Source organism: Gordonia sp. YC-XJ4 (assembly GCF_059511865.1).
In genome coordinates, this window is the sequence record NZ_CM183447.1 from 1,722,323 (window position 1) to 1,747,632 (window position 25,310).

At 66.2% G+C, this 25,310-nt stretch carries 22 protein-coding genes; 13 read left to right on the forward strand and 9 right to left on the reverse strand.

Annotated features, from left to right (window positions below; translation table 11 throughout):
• Window positions 1–1,207: 1,207 nt before the first annotated feature.
• Genes AC5ZH6_RS07540 through AC5ZH6_RS07550 form a run of 3 tightly spaced genes read left to right on the forward strand, consistent with a single transcriptional unit; the run spans window position 1,208 to window position 4,731 of the window.
• Window positions 1,208–2,335: an aromatic ring-hydroxylating dioxygenase subunit alpha gene (locus tag AC5ZH6_RS07540; RefSeq protein ID WP_496168817.1), complete on the forward strand. Its 1,128-nt coding sequence runs from the start codon at window positions 1,208–1,210 to the stop codon at window positions 2,333–2,335.
• Window positions 2,332–3,300 carry a PDR/VanB family oxidoreductase gene (locus tag AC5ZH6_RS07545; protein ID WP_496168819.1) on the forward strand — a complete coding sequence of 323 codons (969 nt, stop codon included), beginning with the start codon at window positions 2,332–2,334 and terminating at the stop codon, window positions 3,298–3,300. The genes AC5ZH6_RS07540 and AC5ZH6_RS07545 overlap by 4 nt, the downstream gene beginning before the upstream one ends.
• 51 nt (window positions 3,301–3,351) lie before the next feature.
• Complete coding sequence (locus tag AC5ZH6_RS07550) at window positions 3,352–4,731, forward strand: MFS transporter (protein ID WP_496168821.1); 1,380 nt, start codon at window positions 3,352–3,354, stop codon at window positions 4,729–4,731.
• A gap of 93 nt (window positions 4,732–4,824) precedes the next feature.
• Here AC5ZH6_RS07550 and AC5ZH6_RS07555 read toward each other — a convergent pair whose 3' ends face one another.
• Window positions 4,825–5,685: an HpcH/HpaI aldolase/citrate lyase family protein gene (locus AC5ZH6_RS07555; RefSeq protein WP_496168823.1), complete on the reverse strand. Its 861-nt coding sequence runs from the start codon at window positions 5,683–5,685 to the stop codon at window positions 4,825–4,827.
• 225 nt (window positions 5,686–5,910) lie between these two features.
• On the opposite strand from AC5ZH6_RS07555, the gene AC5ZH6_RS07560 reads away from it, so the two are divergent.
• Window positions 5,911–6,174, forward strand: a complete 264-nt coding sequence (locus tag AC5ZH6_RS07560) for a hypothetical protein (protein ID WP_006370865.1) — start codon at window positions 5,911–5,913, stop codon at window positions 6,172–6,174.
• Window positions 6,175–6,198: 24 nt separating this feature from the next.
• Here the strand turns inward: AC5ZH6_RS07560 and mqo are convergent, their stop codons facing one another.
• Window positions 6,199–7,701, reverse strand: coding sequence for a malate dehydrogenase (quinone) (gene mqo / locus AC5ZH6_RS07565; RefSeq protein ID WP_496168825.1), 1,503 nt, complete (start codon window positions 7,699–7,701; stop codon window positions 6,199–6,201).
• A gap of 83 nt (window positions 7,702–7,784) precedes the next feature.
• Here mqo and AC5ZH6_RS07570 point away from each other — a divergent pair, with 83 nt between their 5' ends.
• The 7 genes from AC5ZH6_RS07570 (at window position 7,785) to AC5ZH6_RS07600 (ending at window position 15,704) form a co-directional block, all read left to right on the forward strand.
• Window positions 7,785–8,675, forward strand: a complete 891-nt coding sequence (locus tag AC5ZH6_RS07570; protein ID WP_496168827.1) for a LysR family transcriptional regulator — start codon at window positions 7,785–7,787, stop codon at window positions 8,673–8,675.
• 122 nt (window positions 8,676–8,797) lie between these two features.
• Window positions 8,798–10,405 (forward strand): ABC transporter substrate-binding protein, encoded by a 1,608-nt coding sequence (locus tag AC5ZH6_RS07575; RefSeq protein ID WP_496168829.1) that lies wholly within the window; start codon window positions 8,798–8,800, stop codon window positions 10,403–10,405.
• The gene (locus AC5ZH6_RS07580; RefSeq protein WP_496168831.1) at window positions 10,402–11,367 is read left to right on the forward strand and encodes an ABC transporter permease; all 966 of its coding nucleotides are present in this window, start codon (window positions 10,402–10,404) and stop codon (window positions 11,365–11,367) included. Before AC5ZH6_RS07575 ends, AC5ZH6_RS07580 begins: the two co-directional genes overlap by 4 nt.
• On the forward strand, window positions 11,364–14,000 hold the full coding sequence (locus tag AC5ZH6_RS07585; RefSeq protein WP_496168833.1) for a dipeptide ABC transporter ATP-binding protein: 2,637 nt from the start codon (window positions 11,364–11,366) through the stop codon (window positions 13,998–14,000). Before AC5ZH6_RS07580 ends, AC5ZH6_RS07585 begins: the two co-directional genes overlap by 4 nt.
• A 67-nt stretch (window positions 14,001–14,067) precedes the next feature.
• Window positions 14,068–14,736 carry an O-methyltransferase gene (locus AC5ZH6_RS07590; RefSeq protein WP_496168835.1) on the forward strand — a complete coding sequence of 223 codons (669 nt, stop codon included), beginning with the start codon at window positions 14,068–14,070 and terminating at the stop codon, window positions 14,734–14,736.
• Window positions 14,737–14,813: 77 nt separating this feature from the next.
• The gene (locus AC5ZH6_RS07595) at window positions 14,814–15,260 is read left to right on the forward strand and encodes an SRPBCC family protein (RefSeq protein WP_496168837.1); all 447 of its coding nucleotides are present in this window, start codon (window positions 14,814–14,816) and stop codon (window positions 15,258–15,260) included.
• A gap of 159 nt (window positions 15,261–15,419) precedes the next feature.
• Complete coding sequence (locus AC5ZH6_RS07600; RefSeq protein ID WP_006370873.1) at window positions 15,420–15,704, forward strand: hypothetical protein; 285 nt, start codon at window positions 15,420–15,422, stop codon at window positions 15,702–15,704.
• A 27-nt stretch (window positions 15,705–15,731) separates the two neighbouring features.
• On the opposite strand, the gene AC5ZH6_RS07605 is transcribed toward AC5ZH6_RS07600, so the two are convergent.
• Window positions 15,732–16,916 carry a serine/threonine-protein kinase gene (locus AC5ZH6_RS07605; protein ID WP_496168838.1) on the reverse strand — a complete coding sequence of 395 codons (1,185 nt, stop codon included), beginning with the start codon at window positions 16,914–16,916 and terminating at the stop codon, window positions 15,732–15,734.
• A 327-nt stretch (window positions 16,917–17,243) separates the two neighbouring features.
• A complete protein-coding gene (locus tag AC5ZH6_RS07610) occupies window positions 17,244–18,767 on the reverse strand; it encodes an MFS transporter (RefSeq protein WP_496168840.1) in 1,524 nt (507 codons plus the stop codon).
• A 99-nt stretch (window positions 18,768–18,866) separates the two neighbouring features.
• Here AC5ZH6_RS07610 and AC5ZH6_RS07615 point away from each other — a divergent pair, with 99 nt between their 5' ends.
• Window positions 18,867–19,544, forward strand: a complete 678-nt coding sequence (locus tag AC5ZH6_RS07615) for a TetR/AcrR family transcriptional regulator (protein WP_006370876.1) — start codon at window positions 18,867–18,869, stop codon at window positions 19,542–19,544.
• Between the two features lie 12 nt (window positions 19,545–19,556).
• Here AC5ZH6_RS07615 and AC5ZH6_RS07620 read toward each other — a convergent pair whose 3' ends face one another.
• The 4 genes from AC5ZH6_RS07620 to AC5ZH6_RS07635 are packed head-to-tail and all read right to left on the reverse strand — an operon-like array spanning window position 19,557 to window position 23,309.
• Window positions 19,557–20,561, reverse strand: a complete 1,005-nt coding sequence (locus AC5ZH6_RS07620; protein WP_496168842.1) for a glycine betaine ABC transporter substrate-binding protein — start codon at window positions 20,559–20,561, stop codon at window positions 19,557–19,559.
• The gene (locus AC5ZH6_RS07625; RefSeq protein ID WP_006370878.1) at window positions 20,561–21,364 is read right to left on the reverse strand and encodes an ABC transporter permease; all 804 of its coding nucleotides are present in this window, start codon (window positions 21,362–21,364) and stop codon (window positions 20,561–20,563) included. Before AC5ZH6_RS07625 ends, AC5ZH6_RS07620 begins: the two co-directional genes overlap by 1 nt.
• On the reverse strand, window positions 21,361–22,668 hold the full coding sequence (locus tag AC5ZH6_RS07630) for an ABC transporter ATP-binding protein (RefSeq protein WP_006370879.1): 1,308 nt from the start codon (window positions 22,666–22,668) through the stop codon (window positions 21,361–21,363). The genes AC5ZH6_RS07625 and AC5ZH6_RS07630 overlap by 4 nt, the downstream gene beginning before the upstream one ends.
• Window positions 22,665–23,309 carry an ABC transporter permease gene (locus AC5ZH6_RS07635; RefSeq protein ID WP_006370880.1) on the reverse strand — a complete coding sequence of 215 codons (645 nt, stop codon included), beginning with the start codon at window positions 23,307–23,309 and terminating at the stop codon, window positions 22,665–22,667. Before AC5ZH6_RS07635 ends, AC5ZH6_RS07630 begins: the two co-directional genes overlap by 4 nt.
• Window positions 23,310–23,590: 281 nt before the next feature.
• On the opposite strand from AC5ZH6_RS07635, the gene AC5ZH6_RS07640 reads away from it, so the two are divergent.
• Complete coding sequence (locus tag AC5ZH6_RS07640) at window positions 23,591–24,286, forward strand: TetR/AcrR family transcriptional regulator (RefSeq protein ID WP_006370881.1); 696 nt, start codon at window positions 23,591–23,593, stop codon at window positions 24,284–24,286.
• A gap of 176 nt (window positions 24,287–24,462) precedes the next feature.
• Here the strand turns inward: AC5ZH6_RS07640 and AC5ZH6_RS07645 are convergent, their stop codons facing one another.
• Window positions 24,463–25,257 carry a dioxygenase family protein gene (locus AC5ZH6_RS07645; protein WP_035728232.1) on the reverse strand — a complete coding sequence of 265 codons (795 nt, stop codon included), beginning with the start codon at window positions 25,255–25,257 and terminating at the stop codon, window positions 24,463–24,465.
• Window positions 25,258–25,310 lie beyond the last annotated feature (53 nt).

The window sequence follows — 25,310 nt, forward strand, 5'->3', positions numbered from 1 at the left end:
TGGGTTCCTAAGTGCATCCAGGTTCGAGTCCTGGTGGGGGAGCCCTTCACCGCCGACAGCGCTCTCTATTCCGCCCACCGCGCCCTGCCCCGCGCCGACAGCGCCCACCACTTCGCCGACAGCGCCGAATTCCGCCGTCGTTCGCTCATCGACAGATGTCGGTCGGCGAGGTGTTGCTAGCGATCTTGAGCTTGCGGTAGGCCCGAACGCCGTCGCATGTGCCGAGGTCGGAGGCGACCAGTGTGTATCGCGAGCCGGGGCCGGTCGTGGAGCAACCGACGCCCCTGCCGAAGTGCATCCAAATATGCTGTCACGTAAGCATTTTGATGGCCTTCACCAACATCCGCGACGATGGATCCACCTCGTACTCTGCCGCCACCGGCGATTGACCATGACCCTAGCGGTCCGCCGCCTCGGGTCCGTGTGGTCCCCATCCGTCGCCGCCGGCGCGGGCGGTCCTGACCGCGGATGGCATCGCGCTGACCCGAATACGGCTCGGTTGGATAAACGCCGAGCTCGTGATCGCCGTGCGCCCGAGCGACCGTTGATTGAAGAACTCGGTCCGCTCGGAGTCGGAGAACCTCCGCAATCGTCATCGGCCACCACTCGATGCGTTCCAACTCTTCAAGCAGGGTCGCAGCGTCCGAGAACTCGGAGGACGCGTCCGGCTTCTGGGCGATCGCCTCGCCGTAGTCGACTCGCCAACCGGCGGCGGTTGTGGTGATCCGAGTCGGGCTCAGCCACGGAGTGTGGCGTGGTCCGAACATCTGAGGTCGCAGCTGCATGAACTCACTGCCCCAGTCCGGTAGGCCACCGTATCCGACGGGCGCAGTCGGTGGCCAGAACCACTCCAAGGGTTCGTTGTCGCCTACATCCAGGTCTGTGACAGCCCACCCTCGCGACCACACTTCTGCTGCCACGTTCTGCTTGAGCAACCGATACCCGTCGCGAATGAACCGGATCTCGTCGTCGGCGGATGACACGCATTCAGGGTAGCGAGACAGGACCCGGTGGGCAGCGAGCCAAGTCGTGCGAGTGATGCACCTTCTTTGATCTGCTGCGCCTCATCCACAACGCAAGGTCGGTGAATGCTGAAACCGTTGACAATCTCTACGGATATGGATTACCGTGTGCTCCACGTCACCAACTATCTACATACATAGATAGTTCGCACCCGCGATGCAGCCTATCGCACGAAGGACACGCCATGACCGATCTCGGCCCCGCGGGAGCCACCGCGAAGAACATGCAGTTTCCACTCAACGCCTGGTACGCAGCCGCCTGGGATCACGAGGTCGGCTCGACGCAGATCCTGGCCCGCACGATCGCGGGCAAACCGTTGGCGCTCTACCGCACGGATTCCGGACGCCCCGTCGCGTTGGCCGATGCGTGTTGGCACCGCCTGGCGCCGCTGTCGATGGGTAAACGGATCGGAGCCGAAGAGATCCAATGCCCCTATCACGGACTGCAGTACAACGCCGCCGGTCGCTGCACGCGGATGCCCGCCCAGGAGACCATCAATCCGTCGGCGATGGTCGCGTCGTACCCGATCGAGGAGCGCCACCGGTACCTGTGGGTGTGGCCCGGTGACCCGACCCTGGCCGACCCGTCGACGATCCCGGACATGTTCCAGATGGATTCGCCGGAGTGGGCCGGCGACGGTCTGACCATCGACGTACGAGCCAATTACCAACTCGTGGTGGACAATCTGATGGATCTCACGCACGAGGAGTTCGTCCACTCGTCCTCGATCGGGCAGGATGAACTCAGCGAATCCGAGTTCATCACCACCCACGACGAGAACACGGTCACCGTGACCCGGTGGATGCACAACATCGACGCCCCGCCGTTCTGGCTGAAGAACATGCGCGACAAGTTCCCCGGATTCACCGGCAAGGTCGATCGTTGGCAGATCATCGAATTCCAGGCGCCGGGCACGATCCGCATCGACGTCGGAGTCGCCAAGGCGGGCACCGGGGCTCCGGAAGGTGATCGCAGTCAGGGCGTCAACGGATTCGTCATGAACACCATCAGCCCGGTCGACGAGCGGAGGGCGATCTACTTCTGGGCTTTCATGCGCAACTACCGCCTCGACAGCCAGCTCATCACCACCCAACTACGCGACGGCGTGCACGGTGTCTTCGGCGAGGACGAGGAGATGCTCACCGCGCAACAGGCGGCCATCGAGGCCAACCCCGACCACGAGTTCTACAACCTCAACATCGACGCGGGCGGGATGTGGGCGCGTCGCATCGTTGCCCGGATGATCGAGCAGGAACGCAGCGCCATCACCAACATCGATGCGCTCACCGCCACCGCAGGGCCACGACGATGACGGACAATCAGATCGAATGGCTCCGCGGCCGGGTGGTGTCGAACGTTCCTGCGGCCGAAGGTATTGCGCGAATCGAGATCGTCACCGACCGGCCACATCACGCGCCGCCGGGGGCGCACCTCGACATCCGGCTGCCCGACAACGACACCCGCTCCTACTCGATCGTGCACGGCTCGCCCGACGGAACATCGGTGACGCTCGGCGTCCGGCGGTCACCGACCTCGCGTGGCGGCTCGCACTATATGCACGGCCTACGTGCCGGCGACGAGGTCGACATCACCGCACCCCTGCAGAACTTTCCGCTGCGCGTCGGCGCGCAACGTTATGTGCTCCTCGCCGGCGGCATCGGGATCACCGCGATGGCGGGGATGGCCGCGGTACTGGCCCGACTCGGCGCCGAATACGAGATCCATTACGTCGGCCGAAATCGCCGGGTGATGGCTTTTCTCGACGAGCTACAGGTGCTCCACGGCGACCGGATCACGGCGTACGCCAATGACGAAGGCGCTCACCTCGACATCGCCGACATCGTCGACGATCTCGACGACAGCGCTGAGCTCTACATGTGCGGACCCATTCGCCTCATGGACGATACCCGCCGCCGTTGGCTCGCCCGCCGACTCCCTTTGGCGAACCTGCGGTACGAAACCTTCGGCAACAGTGGCTGGTTCGACCCCGAGCCCTTTGAGGTCGCCATCCCGAGCCTCGACTTCCGCACCACCGTCGGTACTTCCGAGACCATCCTCGGTGCCCTCGAGCGCGCCGGACTCGACGTCATGTCGGACTGTCGACGCGGCGAATGTGGCCTGTGCGAGTTATCGGTTGTCGAGGTGTCCGGCCGGATCGACCACCGCGACGTCTTCTACAGCGAGAAGCAGAAGACCGACGCAAAACGATTGTGCGCATGTGTATCCCGGGTCGTAGGTGGCGGATCGATGCCGATCCTCACTCTCGAGAAACCCTGAACACCAGGGCCTGGAACCCTTTTCGTCCACCACGACCGATGGAGAACAGTCATGTCTTCTGCGACCCTCGACCCCCGACTCGTCGTCGAACAACACCCCATGAGATCTCGACAATGGATCTGCGTGGCACTCATGGTCGTCCTGAATGCGCTTGACGGATTCGACGTCCTCGCCAGCGCATTCGCGGCACCGGGCATCGCCAAGGACTGGGGAATCGCCCGAGGTGAGCTCGGCGTCATCCTGTCCGCAGAGCTGATAGGTATGGGCATCGGGTCCGTCGTGCTCGGCGGACTCGCCGACCGACTCGGCCGCAAACCGGCAATCCTGTTGTGTCTGAGCGTGATGTCGGTCGGCATGTTCCTCGCTGCGACCGCCGACGGAGTCGCCTTCCTGGTGGCGGTCCGGCTGATCACCGGCCTCGGCATCGGCGGCATGCTCGCCGCGATCAACGCGGTGACCGCCGAGACGTCGAGCGCCAAGGGCCGCAGCATCGCCATGTCGGCGATGGTCGTCGGCTACCCGGTGGGCGCGGTGATCGGTGGTCTGGTGGCGCAACACTGGTTGCTGGTGGCCTTCGACTGGCGTTCGGTCTTCGTGTTCGGTGCCATCGTGTCTGCGGTGATGATCCCGCTGGTGCTACTGCTCGTGCCCGAGACCCCCGCCTACTATGCGGCACGACGCCCCGACGACGCGGTGCGCAAGATCAACCGGAGCCTCAAAGCGCTGCAGCTTCCGCTCATCGACGCTCTGCCCAAACGCGTTACCGCAGCCGAGAAGCCACGGGTTCTGGATCTGCTGCGCAAGCCCGGTCTACGACGCACCACCGTGTTGCTCGCGCTCGGCTACACCTTCCACACCATCACCTTCTATTACGTGTTGAAGTGGGCCACCCAGATCGTCGCCGACCTCGGATACTCGCCCGCGCAGGCGGCCGGCGTACTCACCTGGGCCAACGTGGGTGGTGCAATCGGCTGTCTCATCTTCGGAATCGCCATGCGCTGGTGGGACATCAAGATCCCGCTCGCACTGTCCCTGATTCTCGGCGCACTGCTGGTCTTTGCCTTCGGCATGGGCAAGGACACCCTGCTCGGCTGGCAGGTCGGCGCGCTGCTCGCCGGGATGTTCACCAATGCGGCCATGGTGGGCTACTACTCGGCGTTCGCGCGGTGCTTCCCGGCATACGCCCGAGCGACCGGCACCGGAATCGCTCTGGGCGTCGGACGATTGGGTGCGGCGAGTTCGCCGCTGCTCGCGGGCTTGATGTTCCAGGTCCTCGGCGATCAGAGTCTGCTCCAGGTGTCGGGGATCATGGGGCTGGGATCGCTTGTCGCCCTGGTACTGCTGTTCGCTCTGCCGATGCGCGACGCCGACCGGGCGATGACCGACGAGGCGCTGCCCGCGGTGGATACGAGATCCGCGGAACCCGCCTGAAGCCTCTTGCCACTGGTCGAGGTGAGAGGAGCGCGCCGGCGCCAAACCTCGAGACGCCTGTGCCGGTGAGGTCCTCCGCGTGGCGGTGCAGCGTCAGAGCACAGCTATGCCGAGGCGCTCGGCGCGCTCCACCAATGCCTTGGCTCGCACCAGATTCGGAAGGTCGCTGCCGTCGGTGACGTGTTGTCCATCACCGAGATGGTCGATGAGGCGACGAGCGTGTGCGAGTTCGCTGTCGCTGGGACTCAACACGGTGTTGATGACCCCGGCATGGTCGGGACGAAGGCACAACCGGCCGGTCATGCCCATCGACGCCGCGTGCACCGTGTCGGTGTGCAGGTCGCCGGCGTCGGCGGCCCGTGTGGGCCCGTCGATCGGTCCCGGTAGCCCGGCCACCCGAGACGCGATCACCAGGCGAGCTCGCGGATAGGCAAGGGCCATCGGATCATCGGCCATACCGGTATCGCGGCGGAAGTCGCCGGACCCGAAGGCCAGACGCACACACGACGGGTGCCGGGCGATGAGAGTGGCATCTTCCACACCGGCGGCCGACTCGATCAGCGCGACCACGGGCACACCAACGCCGAGACGGCCGGCCGTTGCCGCCACATCGTTGGGACTCTCGCATTTGGCGAGCACGACGCCGCGCACCCCGGACAGTCCGGCGAGCGCGGTCATATCCGCAGCCCAGTCCGGGGTTCCCGTCTGGGCCACACGCACCCAGGCGCTTGTCGAGCCGAGGAATCGGCGGACCGCCCTCCGTCCTGCCTGCTTGAGTGCGGGGGCCAGGCCGTCCTCGAGATCGAGGATGACCGCGTCGGCGTCGGATCGCAGTGCGACGTCGATCAGCTCGGGCTGGTCGGGTGTTGCCGGGGTCAGCAGCCAGCTGCGGGCGATGTCGAGATCGGGGCGGGCTGTCGGGTCGAGGGTCGAAGCGGTGGTGTCGAACGCCATGTGTCCTGCCTTTCCGTTGACGTGCCCATGGTTGCGCGTCGACGGCTGTCGGCCAAGGTTGTTGTCATTGTGTTCAGCGTCCGTATCCACGCCGATTGTGTCGATTCGCTCGTGGCCGAACGGACTTCCAGATGAGACCTCGGTCACTTTCGCGTGCCCATCCCGGCAATCCGGTCGACTAACCCCCTGATTGCCGAAAGTGCAGGCAAGGGGAGGTGGGCAATCGTGAAGTGGGGACACAGACGTGTGGAGGTGTCGATCGGATCGGCACGGATCACCGGGGCGTGGGCATACCTCGTCCGGACGGTGCTGTTCGTTGCCGGGTGCGGGCTTCTCGCGGCAGCACTCGCGCACACCGGCGACCTCGGGACGTGGTCACAGCGGTGGGGCGCGATGCCGGTGGCGACGGTGTTCGCGCTGGTGCTCGCGGTCGGCGTCGTCCTGTTCTACCTCGGTGCGGTTGCCATCGTCGCCTGGCTGATCGGCTGAGTGCCGCGTGCTGTGTCCCGAGACTCACGCTGACACAGAGGGCTGAGCACCTGGCCCATCGAGACCCAGCGAACACGCGGTCGCCGCAAGTGCATCGTGGACCCCGTCGATAGTCCGCGGCGGATTCGACTGTGCGGGAACGGCGGCGGTCATCACCTGTTGCCACTGCTCACGCCAGTGGTCGGGGAACGCGCGCCGCAATACCTCGATCATGATCGGCACGGCGGTCGACGCCCCGGGAGAAGCGCCGAGTAAACCCGCGATCGATCGATCCGCGCTGACGACGAGTTCGGTGCCGGTCCGCAGTACTCCGCCCCGATCCGCATCCGGGGTGACCAACTGTGCGCGCTGACCTGCCGCGATCATGTCCCAATCGGCGGGATCAGCTCCGGGATAGAAGTGCTGGAGTTGCGCGAACTTGGTCGACTCACGGGCGATCAGCTGCGATACGAGATATCGCACCAGCGCGAGATTGTCTCGGCCGGCGGCACTCAGCGTTCGTAGGTTGTGCCACCGCAGTGTCGCGAAGAAGTCGGTCCAAGTACCGTGCGCGAGAAGCTTGGTGCTGAAGGTGGCGTACGGGCCGAACAGCAGATAGGGCGTCCCGTCTACGACGCGTGAGTCCAGATGGGGAACCGACATCGGCGGTGCGCCGAGCGGAGCTTGGCCGTACACCTTGGCCCGATGCTGTTGAACCACCGACGGGTTCGCGCACCGGAAGAACGCCGCGCCGACCGGTAACACTCCGTAGCCGCGGACCTCGTCAACGTGTGCGCGCTGCAGCAACGTCAGTGCCTTTCCGCCCGCGCCGACGAAGACGAATCGCGCGGTGATCTCGAATCGTTCACCGTCAGAGGTCTGTCCGCGAGCGTTCCACCCGCCCTGGGAATTCCGACGCAGCGTCCTGATCTCGTGATCACAAAGCACCGTGCCGCCGGTGCGCGTGCTCACGGCGAACATCTCGCGGGTCAACGCGCCGAAGTCGACGTCGGTGCCGTCGGCGACCCGCGTTGCCGCGACGGTTTCCTCGGAGTGGCGGTCGGCCATCACCAACGGCGCCCACCGCGCGATCTGCGCGCGGTCTTCGCTGTACTCGATGCCGGCGAAATATGGTTGCCGCTTCAGGGTTTCGTACCTGCGCCGCAGATAGGTGATGTTGCTTTTTCCGAATACCACATCGAGATGCGGTGTTGCCGAGACGAATCGGGACGGGTCGACGAGTCCATTGTCGGCCAGGTACGACCACCATTGCCGGGTCGCCAGGAACTGCTCTGCGATACCGACCGCGTTGGTGGAGTCGGTGGGGTCCGGCATGTAATTGAGTTCGCAGTATCCGCTGTGGCCGGTACCCGCGTTGTTCCAGGCATTGCTGCTTTCCTGTGCCACGGCCGATCCGCGCTCCACAATGGTTGTCCGCCAGGATGGTTGGAGAACTGCGAGCATCGATGCGAGCGTGGCCGACATGATTCCGCCGCCGATCATGAGAACGTCGGTCGGCGCGAGGGTGCGATATCGGTGATTGAACATGATGTCCTTCCGTGGTGTCAGCTCAGTGTGTGCCGCAGGTAATCGATGCGTCCAATGATTGTTTGGGACGATATGATCCGCAAATGGATGAATTGGTTGAGGCGCTCGCGCCCTGCCTTCGGGCGCTCGACGAACTCGACGCGCACGCCGGACACATGACGCGCGCGGCAACGTCGCTGGGTATCCCGCAGTCATCGATGAGCCGTCGAATCCACGCTCTCGAGCGGGAACTCGGCATGGAGCTTGTTGTTCGAGAGGGCAGGACGGTCGCAATGACCCCGCGCGCACGCGAACTCGCCACCAGGATGCGGCCGATACTCCGTGAACTCGCCGGGGTGTTGGCCGAGACGGTATCGGCGGCCGATGCCGACACCGGGACGGTGCGCTTCGGCTACCCGCTGACGTTGGGATCAGGCACGATGCCCGAGATCCTTGCCGCGTTTCGTCGTCGGCACCCCGGTGTGCACCTGCATCTCAAGCAGGCGCACGGTCAGGCGCTGGTGGATGACCTGCAGTCCGGAGAACTCGACCTCGCGGTGGTGATTCCGCCACCGGAGAAGTTGCCGCACAGACTGATCGGCCGCCAGAGCATCGTGATCGTCGTTCCCGACGACCATCGGCTGGCTCATCACCGACGTCTGCGCATCAGCGCGCTCAGTGGAGAGACCTTCATTGCCAACCCACCGAGTTACCACCTGCGACGAATGACCGAGGAGATCTGTCGGACCGCAGGGTTCGAACCGCAGGTCGCGATCGAGATCACCGAGTTCTCCTCGATCGTCGAGCTGGTCTCACGCGGCCTGGGGATCTCATTGCTGCCGCGGGGTATGGCCGGTGCCGGAATGGTCGAGATAGCGCCTATCGGGGGAATTGAGCGAGATGTCGCACTCGTGGTGGGAGCGGCCGGCGAGACCGCAGTGACGACGACGCTGCATGACTTCCTGCGCGAGGCACTTCGATCCACCCCGCTGTAGTGCGGCTACCGGGTTGCCGTCCCACGATATGAAATGCGTTGGGTTGCCAAGTCGGGCGACGGCGGGCAGACTGCGAAACACTGACCACGGGCGCCCGGCGGGCGCGGGAGGGAATGTGCCGCATGGCCGATGCGCACCAACAGTGCAGGTCATCGGCTTTCGCGGCCCCGGTGAGCAGGCGCCGGTTCTTGTCGATGTCGGCTGCTGCGGGCATGGGAGTGGTTGGGGCGTCAGCTCTGGCGGCGTGTGCCCCGAGCGCCGGTTCGGGATTGGCGGACTCGCCCAACACCATTCGCGCGGCCATCGCAGGGGAGCCCGATCAGCTCGACCCGCACAGGACCAGCTCGTATTTCTCCTTCGAAATCCTCGAGAACGTCTTCGACACACTCGTCGAGCCGAACGAGCAACTGCAGATGGTGCCCGCCCTCGCCCAGCGTTGGGAGGTCAGCCCGGACGCCACCCGATGGACGTTCACCCTGCGGCCCGGGGTGCAGTTCCACAACGGTGATCCGCTGACCGCCAACGACGTGGTGTACTCGTATCGCCGGATCATCGACCAACAGCTCTCCAGCTCATGGCGATTGGAAAACGTCGCCACCGTCGAGGCACCGGATGCGCAGACCGTCGTCCTCACCACCAAATCGCCGAGCCCGAACCTGCTCGCCAACATCGGTGGGTTCAAAGGCATGGCGATCGTGAACCCGCGCAATGTGGAATCCGGGGAGATCACCACCCGACCGATCGGCACCGGCCCCTTTGCCTACGAATCCGGCTCGCCCGGAACATCACTGGTCGTCAAGGCTCGTCCCGGACACTGGTCCGGCGGCCCGCACGTGGACGGCGTCGCCTTCAGTTTCATCTCCCAGGGCACCACCGCGGTCTCGGCCGTACGCTCCGGCGAGGTGGACTGGACCGATTCCATTCCGGCGCAACAGATCGGCATTCTGCGCAACGACGACGCGCTCACCGTCGGCACGGTGGTCGCCAACGACTACTGGTACGTGACCATGAACTTCGCGAAAGCACCGTTCGGCGACACCAGGATTCGGCAGGCGGTCGCCTACGCCATCGACCGGCCGTCGATAGCGCAGGTCGTCGGCTACGGCACTGCGACCCCCAATCAGCTCGCCATCCCCAAGACGAGTCCGTGGTTCACCGAATACGACCGCTACACCGCGGGCCTGACACGCGACGCGGCCCTGGACAAGGCGCGCGCATTACTCCGAGCTGCCGGCCACCGCTCACTGCCCATGGGCCTGATGGTCACCACCGAATACCCCGAAACCGTCACCGCCGCCCAGGTCGTCGCGTCCAATCTCGCCGACGTCGGAATCGACGTGACCATCGAACAACTCGACTTCGGGGTGTGGCTCGACAGGCAATCCCAGGGCAAGTTCGACGCGCTGCTCCTCGGGTGGCTGGGCAACATCGACCCCGACGACTACTACTACGCCCAACACCACACGGGCGGCACGTCGAATTCCCAGAAGTACTCCAACCCGGCGGTCGACCGCCTTCTCGACGCCGGGCGCACCGAACTCGACGTCACCCGGCGCAAGTCGATCTACGCCGATGCCGCCACCCGCATCGCCGACGACGTCAGCTACCTCTACCTCTACAATCCGTCGGCCACCCAGGCCTACACCACGGCATTGCTCGATTACACGGTGCGCTCGGACAAGGCCATCCGCTTCCGCGACGCGCGCCTGGACAGGAGCCGCGGACAATGAACGGATTCGGTTGGCCCCTCGTACGTTTCATCCTGCTGCGCCTGCTCTATTCGGCGATCGTCCTGCTCGGGGTGATCATCGTGGTGTTCTTGCTGATCCAGGTGGTGCCCGGCGACCCGGTGCGCATCGCGTTGGGCACCCGGTACACCCCGCAGGCCTATGACGCCCTGCGGCACGCCTCGGGTCTCGATCAGCCCGCATTCACCCAACTCGTCCACTACATCGGCAACGTGTTCACCGGCGATCTCGGCGTGAGCTTTCGTGACAACGAACCGGTGACCACCACACTGCTGCAACGACTGCCGGCCACGATCGCGCTCGCCCTGTCGGCCATCGTCGTGGCGCTGGTGATCTCGATCCCGCTGGGCACGTGGGCGGCGATGCGCGAAGGACGGATGGCCGACAACAGCATTCGCGTCCTGTCGCAGTTCGGCATCTCCGTCCCCGACTTCTGGATGGGTATCCTGCTCATCGCCGTCTTCTCGACCGCGCTGGGATGGCTGCCGTCGGCGGGCTATCGCCCGTTGTCGGCGGGGCCGGTGCCGTGGCTCGAACACATTGTGTTGCCGGCGATCACCGTCGGCGCCGTCACCGGCGCCATCATGACGCGGTATGTACGCACGGCGGTGCTCGAGGCGGCCAACGCGCCCTTCGTTGTCACCGCGCAATCCAAGGGACTCAGTCGCCGCCGAATCCTGGTCGCGCACATCGGCCGCAACGCGCTGGTGCCCGTGCTGACCATCTCCGGTATCCAACTCGCGGCGCTGCTCGGCGGTGTGATCGTGGTGGAGGTGGTCTTCGCCTGGCCGGGCTTGGGCAAACTCGTCTACGATTCCGTCGCCGCCCGCGACTACCCGATGCTGCAGGGCGCGATCCTGTTGATCGCGGCGATCTTCCTGATCGTCAATCTCGTCGTCGACGTGCTCTACGCCATCATCGACCCGAGGATTCGGCTCTCATGACCCTGACCGAGCCCACTGCCGCCCCGGCCGGAACACCGGTGTCGACGGATTCCGCGTGGCGATTGTTCCTGCGTAATCGCGCGTCGGTGGCGGGGGTGATCGTGCTCGTCGTGGTCATCGTGTGCGCGATCTTCGGCCCGATGATCGCTCCCTACGGTGCCAACGACATCAACGTGCCCGACGCGTTGTCCGCACCGAGCTGGTCACACCTGTTCGGCACCGACGACCTCGGCCGCGACGTGTTCTCCCGAGTGGTTCTCGCCGCATCGGTCAGCATGCGGGTAGCCGTTGTCGCCGTGGCCATCTCGCTGATCGTCGGCGTCGTCCTCGGCATGTTCTCCGGATTCGCCGGCGGCGTGGTCGACACCGTCCTGATGCGGATCGTCGACGTGATGTTCTCCTTCCCGGTGATGCTGCTGGCGCTCGCGATCGTCGCGATCCTCGGGCCGGGCGTCACCTCGGCCATGGTGGCGATCGGCATCGTCTACATTCCGATCTTCGCGCGGGTCGCGCGCGCCGACACCCTTCGCGTGCGACAGACGCAGTATGTCGCCGCGGCCACGACGATGGGGGTCTCGACTTCGCGCACCCTGTTCTCCCATGTGCTGCCCAACATCTCGGGGCCGGTGGTGGTGCAGACGTCGATCTCGCTGGCGTTCGCGATCCTCTCCGAGGCAGCCCTGTCGTTCCTCGGACTGGGGGTGCAGCCGCCCGAACCGTCCTGGGGCCGAATGCTCTTCGATGCCCAGGGATTCATCACCAGCGCCTGGTGGATGGGGGTCTTCCCCGGCCTGGCGATCCTGCTGACGGTGTTCGCGTTCAACCTCATCGGCGACGGTGTGCGCGACGTCCTCGACCCGCGTCAGCGAACCCTGCTGCGCAACCGCGGCTCTCGGCGATCGCGCCGCCGCACGGCCGTCTCACCCGCGTCGCCACCGGCCGGTCGCCGAAACGACTCGAACACGGCCGACTCCGGCCCTCAGGATGCCGGGTCCGCCCCGGTACTGGCCGTCACCGACCTCGTCGTCGGGGTGGGCCCCAGGGAGATCGTGCACGGCGTCGGTTTCAGCGTCGCCAAGGGCGAAACCCTCGGCATCGTCGGCGAATCCGGATCGGGCAAGTCCTTGTCGGTGCTCTCGGCCACGGGTCTGTTCGACGCGCCGAGTGCCTACATCACCGGTAGCGCGCGCATCGGCGACACCGAAGTGATCGGCGCCTCCGACGCGGTCCTGCGGTCGGTGCACGGAGCGCGTGTCGGATTCGTGTTCCAGGACCCGTCGTCGAGTCTCAATCCGCTGCTGACCATCGAAGAACAACTGACCGAGGGGCCCCGACGTCACCTCGGTCTCAGCCGGTCGGCGGCCCGCGAGCGTGCGCTGAAACTTCTGCGGGACGTGCACCTACCCGACCCGGAAACGCGACTGCGGTCCTACCCGCATCAGTTGTCGGGCGGGCAGCGTCAGCGCGTGATGATCGCAGTGGCACTGGCCTGTGACCCCGACGTTCTCATCGCCGACGAGGCGACCACCGCGCTCGACGTCACCACCCAGGCCCAGATCATCGATCTCGTCGCCGACCTGCAGCGAGAGCGTGGAATGGCGGTGGTGTGGATCAGCCACGATCTCGGTGTCATCGGCCGGATCGCCGACCGCGTCATCGTGATGCGATCGGGTGCCGTGATCGAAAGCGGCTCGGTCACCGAGGTCTTCGCGCGCCCGCGTAACGATTACACCCGCACACTGCTGGATTCGCGACCGCTGCTCAGCCGGGTCGCCGACCGCGCCGAACCCGAATCTGAGGCGGTGGCTGCGGAATCGCCGATCGTCACGGTCCGCGGGCTCGGGGTGGACTTCACGGTGCGACGCAGCACCGGACGCGAAACCCTGCACGCGGTACGGGATGTCGACGTCGCGGTCACCGCCGGCACCACACTGGGCATCGTCGGCGAATCCGGATCGGGCAAATCCACGATCGCCGGCGTGCTCAGCGGACTCGTCACCAGTGGTGCGGGCACCACCGTGCGCGGCAGCATCGAGGTCGACGTCGACGGACGTACCATCAACGCCGTCGGGGTCCGGGGCGCCGACGCCGCGCTTCTGCGCCGGCAGGTGGCGATGGTGTTCCAGGACCCGGGTGCCTCGCTCGATCCGCGAATGACCGCGCTGGCCTCGATCGCCGAACCGCTGCGCACACACGGACTCGTGTCCGGGCGTGAAGCGCTGCGTACGCGTGCCGAACAACTCCTCGCCGACGTCAGCCTCGACTCCTCGTTCCTGCGTCGCTACCCGCACGAGATGTCCGGCGGGCAGCGCCAACGAGTGTGTCTGGCAAGGGCTCTCGCCTCCGACCCGCAGGTGTTGATCCTCGACGAATCCACCGCCTCCCTCGACGTGTCGGTGCAGTCGGCGGTACTCGATCTCCTGGCACAACTACAGCGGGAGAAGAATCTGACCTACCTGTTCATCGCGCACGACCTCGCCGTCGTCGAGCAGATCAGCGACACGGTGGCGGTCATGCAGGACGGTCGCGTCGTCGAACACGGCCCGGCGTCGCGGATTCTGCACGATCCCGAAACCGAGTACACCCGAAAGCTGCTCGCGGCGATCCCGCCGGAGACACCGCACCGCGCCTGAGGATCTGCCGGGATGGTGCTGACCGAGAGACGCAGACATGCCCAGGTTCGGCGCCTACCGTGAACTCATGACCTCGACGTTGACCAGCCCACCTGTCTCCGCAATTCTCGACCGACTCTACGAGCAGGCCGCACAGGGCGGGCGTCCGTCGGGTCCGCGATCCGCGGGTCCGCCCGCCGAGGTCTCGCCACAGGCGAAAGCCGACTCCGCCGAGGACCGCTACATGGCGATCGCACGGGACACGGGCATCCTGGCGTACTCCCTGATCCGCTCGGCGCGCCCGGCAGTCGTGGTGGAGTTCGGTATGTCCTACGGCATCTCGGCGCTCTTTCTCGCCGCGGCGCTGCGCGACAACGCCCTGGCCGACCCGGCAGCGGCCGGACATCTCTACACCACCGAGCTCAGTGCCAAGAAGGTCTTGGCCGCCGAGAAGTCCTTCGCCGAGGCGCAACTCGACGATCTGATCACCATCCTGGCCGGCGACGCCCGCGACACGCTCGAATCGGTGTCCGGTCCGATCGGGTTCGTCCTCCTCGACGGCTGGAAGGACCTCTACGTCCCGGTCCTCGATCTCCTCGAGCCGAAGCTGGCACCGGGCGCGATGATCCTGGCGGACAACACCTCCCACGCCGAGTCGGCGACCTACCTCGATCGTGTCCGCAACTCCCGCGACTACGTCGGCGTCGGGCTACCCGCCAAGCACGACGACACCGTCGAACTCAGTTGTCGACTCTGACCCGATCTTCACGGCACGGCGAGGCCAGCGCCATCGAAGCGGTGTTGCCGACGCGGCCGCCACGCTAGGCTCGACCGGTGACCTCCGCAGACGATCGCATCCGCTCCGCGTCCCGCGACATCCACGCCGACGCCGCAACGGTTTTCGGGTTGATCGCCGACCCCGCGCGGCAGCCGGACTGGGACGGCAACGACAACCTCGCCGAACTCGTCGACGGCACACGCATCCACGGCGTGGGTGACGTGTTCTCGATGCGCCTGACCAACGGGCAGGTTCGCGAGAACCGGATCGTCGAATTCGACGACAACCGCCTCATCGCGTGGAAGCCCAACGAGCCGGGCAAGCCGAGCCCTGGCCACCTGTGGCGGTGGGAGATCGAGCCGATCGACGACGCGTCGGTGCGGGTGACACATACCGACGACTGGACCGAACTCGACGACCCGGTACGCATGGAGCGTGCCCGGGCGACGACGCCCGAACGACTACGGGCGTCGATCGATCGGCTCGCCGCACTCGTCGAATGATTCCGGGTGATGTTGTGCCCGCAACCCGGGCACAACATCACCCGCAACGGGCGCGCACAATAGCCTGGTGCGATAGCCGCCATCGCCGATTGAACATCACGAACATCTGTGGCAGTCTGGCGCTGTGGTCGGGGAGGGGCCCCGCCCGGGGAGGATGTCATGGCTGCTCGACGGACGATGGTGCGCACGCTCTCGGGAATCGGTATCGGGGTGATGCTCTCGGCGGGAGCCGCCCTCGCCGCCGGAACCGGCCAGGCCGATGCCGCTCCGAACATCCACTGCGCCGGTCAGATCTGCCACAACTACGGTGATCAGATCGGCATCGGATTCGGTACCTATCAGTGCCCCAACGGAATCCAGTATCCGTCGTTCGCGGTGGTGCCGCCGTTCGGCACCGCAGCGGTGTACCCGGCCAACTGTGGTGGCGTGAAGTCGCTCTACTGACGTATCTACCGGTGACGAAAGGGCCCGTCAGGTCAGCGCGACCAGCAGTGCCACGACGATCACGATGACGGCGAGGAAGACCACCGCACCCACGATCACGGCCACACGGGTGCCGGTGCTCTGCTGCGGTGGCACCTGAGCCTGAGCCTGAGCCTGGGATTGCGGATGCGGAACCGGCTGCGGCCCAACCGGAAAGCCCAGCTGTGGTGCCCCCATCTGCGGTGCGCCGGTCGCGCCGGCCACCGGCGGGATGTAGGTGACCGGCGGCAGTTGTCGGCCCATGGTGACGTGCGGGTTCACCGCCGCCGGTGGGGCCGGCACGGCGCCGACCCCTCCGACGCTCGCCGGTGGATTCGGCATCGACGGTGCGGAGGGCATGGGCGGTGCCGCTACGATCCGTCCCTCCAGGGCGTCGGTGGCGGCCTGTGCCAGTTCGCCTGCGGTGACGAACCGCTCGGCGGGATTCTTGGCCATCCCACGTGCGACGACGGCGTCGAAGGGGCTGTGCAGCATAGGCGGCGGCGTGTTGAGGTGTGCGGCGACGAGGACCTGGAGGTCGCCGGCGCCGAAAGGCGCCGAGCCGGTGAGGCATTCGACGAGAACACAGGTCAGCGCGTAGATGTCGGTGGCGGGGGTGGCGATGTTGCCCGCACCGAAGCGTTCGGGTGCCATGTAGGCGAACGATCCGACTGCTGCGCCGGTGTCGGTGAGCCGCGGATCGGTGGTGGTCTGGGCCAACCCGAAATCGACGAGATAGGCGAAATCGTTGCTGTCGATGAGGATGTTGTCGGGTTTGACGTCGCGGTGCACGAGTCCGGCCGCATGCGCGGTGTCGAGGGCGTGGGCGATCTGCTCGATGATCGACACGGCGCGGTCGGGTGCCAGCGGGCCCGCGCCGAGAAGCTTGCGCAGATCGCTGCCGCCGGCCACGATTCGCATGTCCAGGAACAGGAATCCGTCGATCTCGCCCCAGTCGTGGATGGGGATCACGTGGGGATCGCTCAACTGCGCCGCCATCCGCGATTCGCGCAGGAACCGCTCGCGGAACAGGGAATCGCCGGCGAACTGCGGAGACAGCAACTTCAATGCGACGGTGCGCCCGCGACGGGAGTCGCGGGCCTCGTAGACTTCGCCCATGGCACCACGGCCCAGCAACCGTTGCAGGGTGTAGTCACCCAGAACGGAGCCGCTGCGGTCGGCGGGGTCGTGCATGCTGCGGTGGTCCTCCTGCTCGCCCGGGCGCCGAGCGGATTCGTTCCGGCGGGACGTCTTCTCGCGGTACGCTACCCGTTCGGTGTCGCGGCCGCGGGCAGGACTCGCGCAACCAGCGCCCAACCGCCGTTCCGGGTGTTTCGGCCGGTCCTCCAACCGGGTCCGAACTCGCAGGGCGCCAACATCATTCGTCGGGAACCGTCGATCGCACCGGCCGAATCCGTGCGGGGAGGCGGGGTCGGTCATACAGACGGCCCGGTCGCCCCTGACGGGGGACCGGGCCGGGTGTGGACGGCGCATCGAGCCGCTACGGCTCGAGTCGCACTCCTAGTGGGCGGCCACCATGACCTCGTCACCCTCGGTCACCGGCAGCGGTCCGCTGCGGATGACGACCGCTGCGATCAGCGCGCCGAGCGCGAACACGCCGGCCGCCACCCAGAAGGCCACGGTGTAGGAGTGCACGGCGGCCATCATCTTGAGCTGCTCGAGGCTCGTTGCGTGAGCGGCGTTCGACGTCGCATAGGAGGCTGCGGCACTCGAGGCGATGGTGCTCAGCAGGGCTGTCCCCACCGAACCGCCGACCTGCTGCATGGTGTTGACCGTGGCCGACGCGACGCCCGCGTCCTCGGGTGAGACCCCCGAGATCGCGCCCTGCATGGCCGGCGCCATCGAGGCGCCGAGGCCGACGCCCATGATCAGCAGGCCGGGCAGGATGTTGGCCGCATAGGTGCTCGCGTCGTCGAGCTGGGTGAGGAACACCATGCCGACCGCTGCGATCGACAAACCGATGGTCATCAACCAGCGCGGGCCGAAGCGGGGCAGCAGCACCGCGGTCGAGGTCGTCGCGGTGACGATCAGGGCGCCGATCATCGGCAGGAACGCCAGACCGGTGCGGACCGGGCTGAACTGCAGGTTCTGCTGCAGGTAGTAGGTGAGGAACAGGAAGATCCCGAACATCCCGATACCGACGATGAACACCGCGAGGTAGGAGCCACCGCGAGTGCGGTCGAGGATCACGCGCAGTGGGAGCAGGGCGTGCGGGGTGCGCGACTGCAGCCACACGAACAGGGTCAGCAGGGCGGCGCCGGCCACCAGCCAGGTGATGGTCGCCCAGTCGTTCCAGCCGTTGGTCTCGGCGTTGGAGAAGCCGTAGACGATGGAGAACAGGGCGGCCGATACCGTGACGACGCCGGGGAGATCCAGCTTGGGCTGGACCTCGGCGCGATGCGGACCGATGAACAGGACGGCACCGACCAGCGCGATCGCGGCGATCACCAGATTGACGTAGAGGCACCAGCGCCAGTCGGCCCACTCGGTGAGCATGCCGCCGAGCAGTAGGCCCAGGGCGCCACCGCCGCCGGCGATCGCTCCGAAGATGCCGAAGGCCTTGCCGCGCTCGGACGGATCGGTGAACGTCGTGGTGAGCAGCGACAGAGCGGCCGGGGCCAGCAGTGCGCCGAAGACACCCTGACCGGCTCGTGCGGCGACCAACATGTCGAAGTTGACCGCGGCACCGCCGACCGCCGACATGACCGCGAATCCTACGAGGCCGATGATGAAGGTGGTCCGCCTGCCCAGCAGGTCGGAGAGGCGGCCGCCGAGTAGCAGCAGGCTGCCGAAGGCGAGGGCATAGGCGGTGACGATCCACTGCCGGTCGGCGTCGCCGAACTGCAGGGCGGTTTGTGCGTGCGGCAGTGCGATGTTGACGATGGTGGCGTCGAGCACGACCATCAGCTGGGCGAGGCCGAGCACGCCGAGAATGACCCACCGCAGGCGATGGTGCCGGTCGGCTGCCGACTCGGCGGGAACCGCGAGTTCGCCGTCTCCGGACTTTTCGAGAGTTGTTGTCATGGGGACTCCCTGTGGACTAGGTGGAGGACATGCCTCCGGTTACCTGGGTGACAACGGCACCCAACTGGAGATGATTCCTCCGTTTGCTAATCTGTGACCATGACCACTGCATCTGCGTCGGATACGTCCGCTTCGTCGGGTAAACCGCTGCGCGCGGACGCCGAACGCAACCGGCTGCGGATCATCTCCGCGGCACGGGGGCTCTTCGCCGAGCGTGGACTCGACGTGTCGCTCGACGACGTCGCCGAGGCCGCCGGCGTAGGGGTGGGCACCGTGTACCGGCGCTTCGCCAATCGCGACGACCTGGTGTTCGGCGTTTTCCTGGAACACCTGAAATCGGTGGTCGCCCGGACCGGTGAGGCGATCGACGACGAGGACCCGTGGAATGCCGTGGTGGGGTTGATGACCTGGATGTGTCAGGTGATGTCGGAGGATCGGGGTCTGGCCGCGATCATCATGACGATCGACCACAGCAATCCCGAGATCGAGGCCCTCAAGGCCACCCTGTCCGAGCGCATCGAGAAGATCTTCGACCGCGCGATGGCCGCGGGTGTGCTCCGGCCGGATCTGACCCCCACCGATTTCTACGCGCTGTTCACCATGCTCAAGGCGGTCTCCGAGGTCACCGAGCAGTGCGCGCCGGGCACCTGGCGTCGCTACCTCGACCTCATCCTCGACGCCGTCAGCGCCGAACCGTCCCGCACCACGCTCGGTGCGCCGCCGATGACCCCGGAGCAGATCCGCGAGATGCAGAAGGCGCACAAGGCCGGACGGTGAGGACCCGGGCGACTAGGTGATGAGTTTCTCGCTCTTGAGCCAGTCGTAGGCAACGTCGGAGGGATCCTGACCGTCGATGTCGACGCGGCCGTTGAGCTCCTGCATGAGTTCGTCGGTCAGACGCTCCGAGATCGTGGCCATCAGCGGCGCGATCTCCGGATGCGCCTTCAGGACGGATTCACGGACCACGACGGTCCCGCTGTAGGGCAGGAAGTACTTCTTGTCGTCGACGAGCACCTTGAGGTCGAGGTTCTTGATGCGGCCGTCGGTGGTGTACACCATGCCGAAATTGCACGGCGAACTCTTGGCGGTGGAGGTGTAGACCACGCCGGAATCCATCTGCGTGACGTTGCCCGAAGGAACCCCGTTGGGGGCGTTGTAGGGCATGTCGTAGGTCTTGAGCATGGGCAGGAAACCGTCTGGGCGCGAGAAGAATTCGTCGTTGACGCAGAAGGTGCGCTGATCGACGGGCAAGCGGGCGATGTCCGACATCGTCGTGACGTTGAGCCGCTTGGCCGTCGACGACGACGCCGCGAACGCGTAGGTGTCGTTGAAATTCGCGGGCGGTAACCACACCAGATGGTTCTGGGCGAGTTCGACGTCGTGGACCTGCTGCCACAACTGCTGGGGGTCGGGGATGACCTTGGTCTCGTGCAGGTAGGTCACCCACGCGGTGCCGGTGTACTCCCACGCCAGATCCGCTGCGCCGTTGAGCATCGCCTGGCGGCTCGACGCCGATCCGGGTGCGTTGGTGAGGTCGGTGACATCGGCGCCGGCCGCCGCGAGGTAGGTGGCGGCGATCTTGCCCAGCAGGATGCTCTCGGTGAAATTCTTGGACGTGACCGTGATCTCGGCCCCGGCGAGTGGCGTCTTGCCGTCGGGCAGTGCGGACTTGTGAAAGGTGCCCGACGAGCTGACCAAGCCGCACCCGGCGACGACCAGGACGCTCACGGCGAGGATCAGCAGCGCCGAGAGCGGGCGGCGTCCGGAGCGGTTCGAACGATTCAGGGTCGACATCAGATCCCTCGCGGTGTGGCCACCAGCTCGACGAGCCGGCCGAGCCAATCGATGATCAGGGCCAGCAGACCCACCAGGATCGCCCCGGAGATCAGCAGTTTCGGCAAGAACAACGTGATACCGGTGGTGATGAGTGTCCCCAGGCTGGTGGCGCCGATGAAGGTACTCAGGGTTGCGGTACCGACCAGGATGACCAGCGCCGTGCGCACGCCGTTGAGGATCACCGGCACGGCCAGCGGCAGTTCGACGAGCACGAGCGTGCGGGCCGCGGACATGCCGATGCCGCGCGAGGCCTCGATCGTGCGGCGGTCCACCTGCTGCAGACCGACGATGGTGTTCTGCAGGATCGGCAGGATCGCGTACACCACCAAACCGACCACCGCAGTACGGAATCCGGTCCCGAGCCAGAAGGTGAACAGCACGAGTAGGCCCACGGCGGGGGCGGCCTGACCGATATTGGCGATGTTCACCGCGATCGGGTTGAGCCAGCGCATCGACGGGCGGGTCAGCAGGATGCCGAGGGGGATGGCGATGACCACCACGATCACCGTCGCCACCAGGGTCAGTTTGATGTGATCGAGGATCGTGGTCTGCAGGGTTGACCACGACAGCGCGGCGCTCTCGGTCTCGGTGAAGGTCGTGGACTGGTACCAGATGATGTAGCCGACACCGATGACGACGATGAGCAGCGGCTCCAACCACACGTCCATCGGGAACCGCCGGAACCGTTGCAGCGCCGAACTCATCGCGCCGGGCCGCTCGGCCGCGATCCCGGTGGCGCCGGCCGCCTCGACGCTCGTCATGCGCCCGACGCCGTTCGCTCGCCGGCGTCCACGTCGTCCTCACCGTCGTCGGTGGCGGCCACGATCGGTGTCTCGATGGGCCCGGTACCGTCGGCGTGTTCGATGTAGGAGGTGTGCGACTCTTCCTCTCTCGCCTCGGCGAGCTGGGCCTGGATGATGTCCATGACCGATTTGATGCCCAGGGACCCGATCACCGCGCCCCGTCGATCGGTCACCAGTGTTCCGCCCTGACTCGCGGCGAGCATCGTGTCGAGTGCGTCGTTGAGGGTCGACGAGGATGCCACCACCGGAAGTCGTTGGTCGACATAGTCCGACACGGTTTTCTTGCTCGCGAGTTCCTCCAGCGACGGCCACGCACGTGGGTGGCCCGCCTGGTCGACGACGACCACCCATTTGTGGCCGGCTGCGCGGGCCCGGGTGAGGGCGTCGGCGGCCGGTTCGCCCACGTGGACGGTCGTCACCTCGTCGTGGGCGACGTCGCGGACCCGTGACAGCGTCAGATGAGCCAGTGTCGCACCGGATCCGATGAACTCCTCGACGAAGGGTGTGGCCGGGTTGGCGAGGATCTCCTCGGGGGTGGCGTACTGCTCGACGTGGCCGCCCTGCGACAGGATGAGCACCTTGTCACCGAGTTTGGTGGCCTCCTCGAAATCGTGGGTGACGATCACGATCGTCTTGCCGAGTTCCTTCTGGATGCCGATCAGGCTGTCCTGCAAGCGGACCCGGGTGATCGGATCGACCGCGCCGAAGGGCTCGTCCATGAGCAGGACGGGCGGGTCGGCGGCGAGCGCGCGGGCCACACCGACGCGCTGCTGCTGACCGCCGGACATGTCCTTGGGGAGCCGGTGGGCGAATGCGTCGGCGTCGAGGCCGACGAGATCGAGTAGGTATTCGGTGCGCTCGGCGATGCGTTTCTTGTTCCAGCCGAGGACCCGGGGAATCGCCCCGATGTTCTTGGCGACGTCCCAGTGCGGGAACAGCCCGCCGGACTGGATGACGTATCCGATCGACTGCCGCAGCTTGTCGGGGTTCTCCTTGGTGACATCGCGGCCACCGATGTAGATCCGACCCTCGGTCGGCTCGATCAGTCGGTTGATCATCTTCAGGGTCGTCGTCTTGCCGCATCCGGACGGCCCGACGAACGCCACGATGTGCCCGGCATCGATGTCGAGGTCGAGACGCTCCACAGCGGGTTTGTCCTGTCCCCGATACCTTTTGACGACACCCTCGAGGGTGATCGACGCGCCGGTGACGGTGCGGTCGCTGGCGGCCGCCGAGACGGTGGCGTCGGCTGGCTGGGTCATTTCAGTCCCCTCGAGATGGTGAGTCGGCCGAGCAGAACGAGTAGGGCATCGAAGACCAGGGCGACGATGACGATGAGAATCGTTCCGGTGAGAGCCATTTCCAATGCGTTCGCGCCGCCGAGGCGCGAAAGTCCGCTGAAGATGAGCGATCCCAGACCGGGACCGAGTACGTAGGCGACGATCGCGGCGACACCGACGATCATCTGGGTCGAGACCCGGATACCGGTGAGGATCACCGGCCACGCGATCGGCAGCTCGACGGTGAGCAGTATTCGCCACCGCGACAACCCGATTCCGCGAGCGGCTTCGACGACGGTGCCCGGTACCGAGCGCAGTCCGACGACGGCGTTGCCGATCACCGGCATCGTCGCGAAGAACGCGAGCATGAGGAACGAGGGCACCACACCGAGTCCGAAGGGCACGATCAGCAGCGCCAACAGGGCCAGTGACGGAATCGTCAGGGCCACGCGGCTCGACGTCAGGGTCAGCGCCGAGGCCAGTGGCAGCCGGTACACCAGAACGGCGACGACGATGGCGATCGCCGTTCCCACCAGGACGGTTTGAAAAGCCAGGGAGGCGTGTTGGTACGTCAGGAACGTCAGAGTGCTTGCGTGCTGCGAGATGTAGTCCCAAAGGTGCACGTCCGACATCCCTTCACGCATGGGGCACTTGCGCGGTAGACGCAATCGACCTTGGATCACCTTACGGCGGAATGTGCGGCGCGGTGGCGCAATTCGCGCGCAAAGGTCTCCCCGGGTCGTCGAATCGGTCTCCGTACGCCGCCGCTGACCTGCATAGATATCGATGAGGTCACAAAGATTCCCGATGATCGGATCGACGGTGTCGCAGGTGGGGGCGGCGGGTCACCCGGGGTCCGTTCGGCGGATGCCCTGGGTTTCATCGAGGTCGTAAGCTGGTCGGCATGGCAGTCAGTCGTCCCACCGACAAGTCCGACGAGGTCCAGCGCGCTCCGCGGGCCCGGATGACCGGTGCGCAGCGGCGGCTGCAACTCATCGAGGTGGCGCGAGGATTGTTCGCCGAGCGTGGTTTCGAGGCCACCTCGATCGAGGAGATCGCGCAGCGCGCCGGGGTGTCCAAACCGATCGTCTACGAGCATTTCGGCGGCAAGGAGGGGCTGTATGCCGTCGTGGTGGACCGGGAGATGGAGACACTCCTGGAGATGGTCACCTCGTCACTGAGCAAGAACCGCTCGCTGTATCGCATCCAGCAGGTGGCGCTGGCGCTGTTGACCTACATGGAGGAGCGCACCGACGGATTTCGGATCCTGGTGCGCGGCGACTCCACCAACAGCAGCGAGACGGCGACCTACTCCAGCCTGCTCAACGACGCCATCAGCCAGGTCGAACACATCCTGGCCGGCGACTTCGAGCGGCGCGGCTTCGAGCCGACGCTCGCGCCCCTCTATGCGCAGGCGCTCGTCGGCATGGTCTCGGTGACCGCGCAGTGGTGGCTCGACGTGCGCGAGCCGTCGAAAGAGGTGGTCGCCGCCCATCTGGTGAATCTGTGCTGGAACGGGCTGACCCGCCTCGACCCGCATCCCGAACTCGTCGGACCCGACTACGTCGAACCCGATCACCGCACCCCCGAGGCGGACTGAGAACCGCCAGGTTCGCTAGGGCATGTCTCCCAATTCCCTTTGCGCGTCTTTGCGGCTCGATGGCCCCCTGGCGGCGTTGTCGTCGGTCACGATAGCTCCGCTATCGCTCCCTCCTCCGCCTTGCCAGGAAACCATCGACCTCGCAAATCCATCGCAGAGGAATTGGGAGACACGCCCTAGGTCAGCACGACGCTGCGTTTGGCCAGTCCCATCCAGAAACCGTCGATCGCCTCGTCGGGCCGCTGTTCGGGATCGTCGCCCGCGCCGAGTGCGACGAACAGCGGTGCGAAGTGCTCGATGGTGGGGTGCGCGTAGGGCATTCCCGGGGCCCGGCGCCGAAAGTCGATGAGCGACTCCACATCCCCGGCGGCGAAACACTCATGCGCCCATGCGTCGAACTCGGCCGACCACGTCGGCGCCGCCGCGTCGGGACGCCGATCGGTCAGGTACGGCAGCCCGTGAGTGGTGAAGCCGGAGCCGATGACGAGCACGCCCTCGTCGCGCAAGGGGGCCAGTCGCCTGCCGAGCGCCAGTAGTGCCTCGGGTTCGAGCGTCGGCAGTGACACCTGCAGGACGGGGATCTGCGCGTCGGGGTACATCACGGTCAACGGAACGTAGGCGCCGTGATCGAGACGTCGGCGGGCGTCGTGGGCGACCGGGGTGCCGTCGGGCATCAGTGCCTCGACCCGGGCGGCGAGGTCAGGAGCGCCCGGCGAGTCGTAGGTGGTGCGGTAGAAGCGCTCGTCGAATCCCCAGAAGTCGTAGGTCAGCGGCGTGCGCGAGTCGGTGGAGCCGATCGTCAGCGGCGCGGCCTCCCAATGCGCCGACACGACGAGGATCGCGCGCGGTCGGGGGAGTCGCCCCGCCAGCGCACGCAACTGCTCCACCCACAGCGCGCTGTCGACGAGTGGCGGGGCGCCGTGGCTCAAGAACAGGACGGGCGCACGCGACGGTACTTCTGACATGGTCATACGATACGAAACAGAACCGCGGTCCGTTTAATTTCGCGGCGATCCGCCCGTGC

What these genes read in the sequence shown, in the direction of transcription:
- AC5ZH6_RS07540 (WP_496168817.1), top strand. Translation starts at nt 1,208, where the DNA reads ATGACCGATCTCGGCCCCGCGGGAGCCACCGCGAAGAACATGCAGTTT.
- AC5ZH6_RS07545 (WP_496168819.1), top strand. Translation starts at nt 2,332, where the DNA reads ATGACGGACAATCAGATCGAATGGCTCCGCGGCCGGGTGGTGTCGAAC.
- AC5ZH6_RS07550 (WP_496168821.1), top strand. Translation starts at nt 3,352, where the DNA reads ATGTCTTCTGCGACCCTCGACCCCCGACTCGTCGTCGAACAACACCCC.
- AC5ZH6_RS07555 (WP_496168823.1), bottom strand. Translation starts at nt 5,685, where the DNA reads ATGGCGTTCGACACCACCGCTTCGACCCTCGACCCGACAGCCCGCCCC.
- mqo (WP_496168825.1), bottom strand. Translation starts at nt 7,701, where the DNA reads ATGTTCAATCACCGATATCGCACCCTCGCGCCGACCGACGTTCTCATG.
- AC5ZH6_RS07570 (WP_496168827.1), top strand. Translation starts at nt 7,785, where the DNA reads ATGGATGAATTGGTTGAGGCGCTCGCGCCCTGCCTTCGGGCGCTCGAC.
- AC5ZH6_RS07575 (WP_496168829.1), top strand. Translation starts at nt 8,798, where the DNA reads ATGGCCGATGCGCACCAACAGTGCAGGTCATCGGCTTTCGCGGCCCCG.
- AC5ZH6_RS07580 (WP_496168831.1), top strand. Translation starts at nt 10,402, where the DNA reads ATGAACGGATTCGGTTGGCCCCTCGTACGTTTCATCCTGCTGCGCCTG.
- AC5ZH6_RS07585 (WP_496168833.1), top strand. Translation starts at nt 11,364, where the DNA reads ATGACCCTGACCGAGCCCACTGCCGCCCCGGCCGGAACACCGGTGTCG.
- AC5ZH6_RS07590 (WP_496168835.1), top strand. Translation starts at nt 14,068, where the DNA reads ATGACCTCGACGTTGACCAGCCCACCTGTCTCCGCAATTCTCGACCGA.
- AC5ZH6_RS07600 (WP_006370873.1), top strand. Translation starts at nt 15,420, where the DNA reads ATGGCTGCTCGACGGACGATGGTGCGCACGCTCTCGGGAATCGGTATC.
- AC5ZH6_RS07605 (WP_496168838.1), bottom strand. Translation starts at nt 16,916, where the DNA reads ATGCACGACCCCGCCGACCGCAGCGGCTCCGTTCTGGGTGACTACACC.
- AC5ZH6_RS07610 (WP_496168840.1), bottom strand. Translation starts at nt 18,767, where the DNA reads ATGACAACAACTCTCGAAAAGTCCGGAGACGGCGAACTCGCGGTTCCC.
- AC5ZH6_RS07615 (WP_006370876.1), top strand. Translation starts at nt 18,867, where the DNA reads ATGACCACTGCATCTGCGTCGGATACGTCCGCTTCGTCGGGTAAACCG.
- AC5ZH6_RS07620 (WP_496168842.1), bottom strand. Translation starts at nt 20,561, where the DNA reads ATGTCGACCCTGAATCGTTCGAACCGCTCCGGACGCCGCCCGCTCTCG.
- AC5ZH6_RS07625 (WP_006370878.1), bottom strand. Translation starts at nt 21,364, where the DNA reads ATGACGAGCGTCGAGGCGGCCGGCGCCACCGGGATCGCGGCCGAGCGG.
- AC5ZH6_RS07630 (WP_006370879.1), bottom strand. Translation starts at nt 22,668, where the DNA reads ATGACCCAGCCAGCCGACGCCACCGTCTCGGCGGCCGCCAGCGACCGC.
- AC5ZH6_RS07640 (WP_006370881.1), top strand. Translation starts at nt 23,591, where the DNA reads ATGGCAGTCAGTCGTCCCACCGACAAGTCCGACGAGGTCCAGCGCGCT.
- AC5ZH6_RS07645 (WP_035728232.1), bottom strand. Translation starts at nt 25,257, where the DNA reads ATGACCATGTCAGAAGTACCGTCGCGTGCGCCCGTCCTGTTCTTGAGC.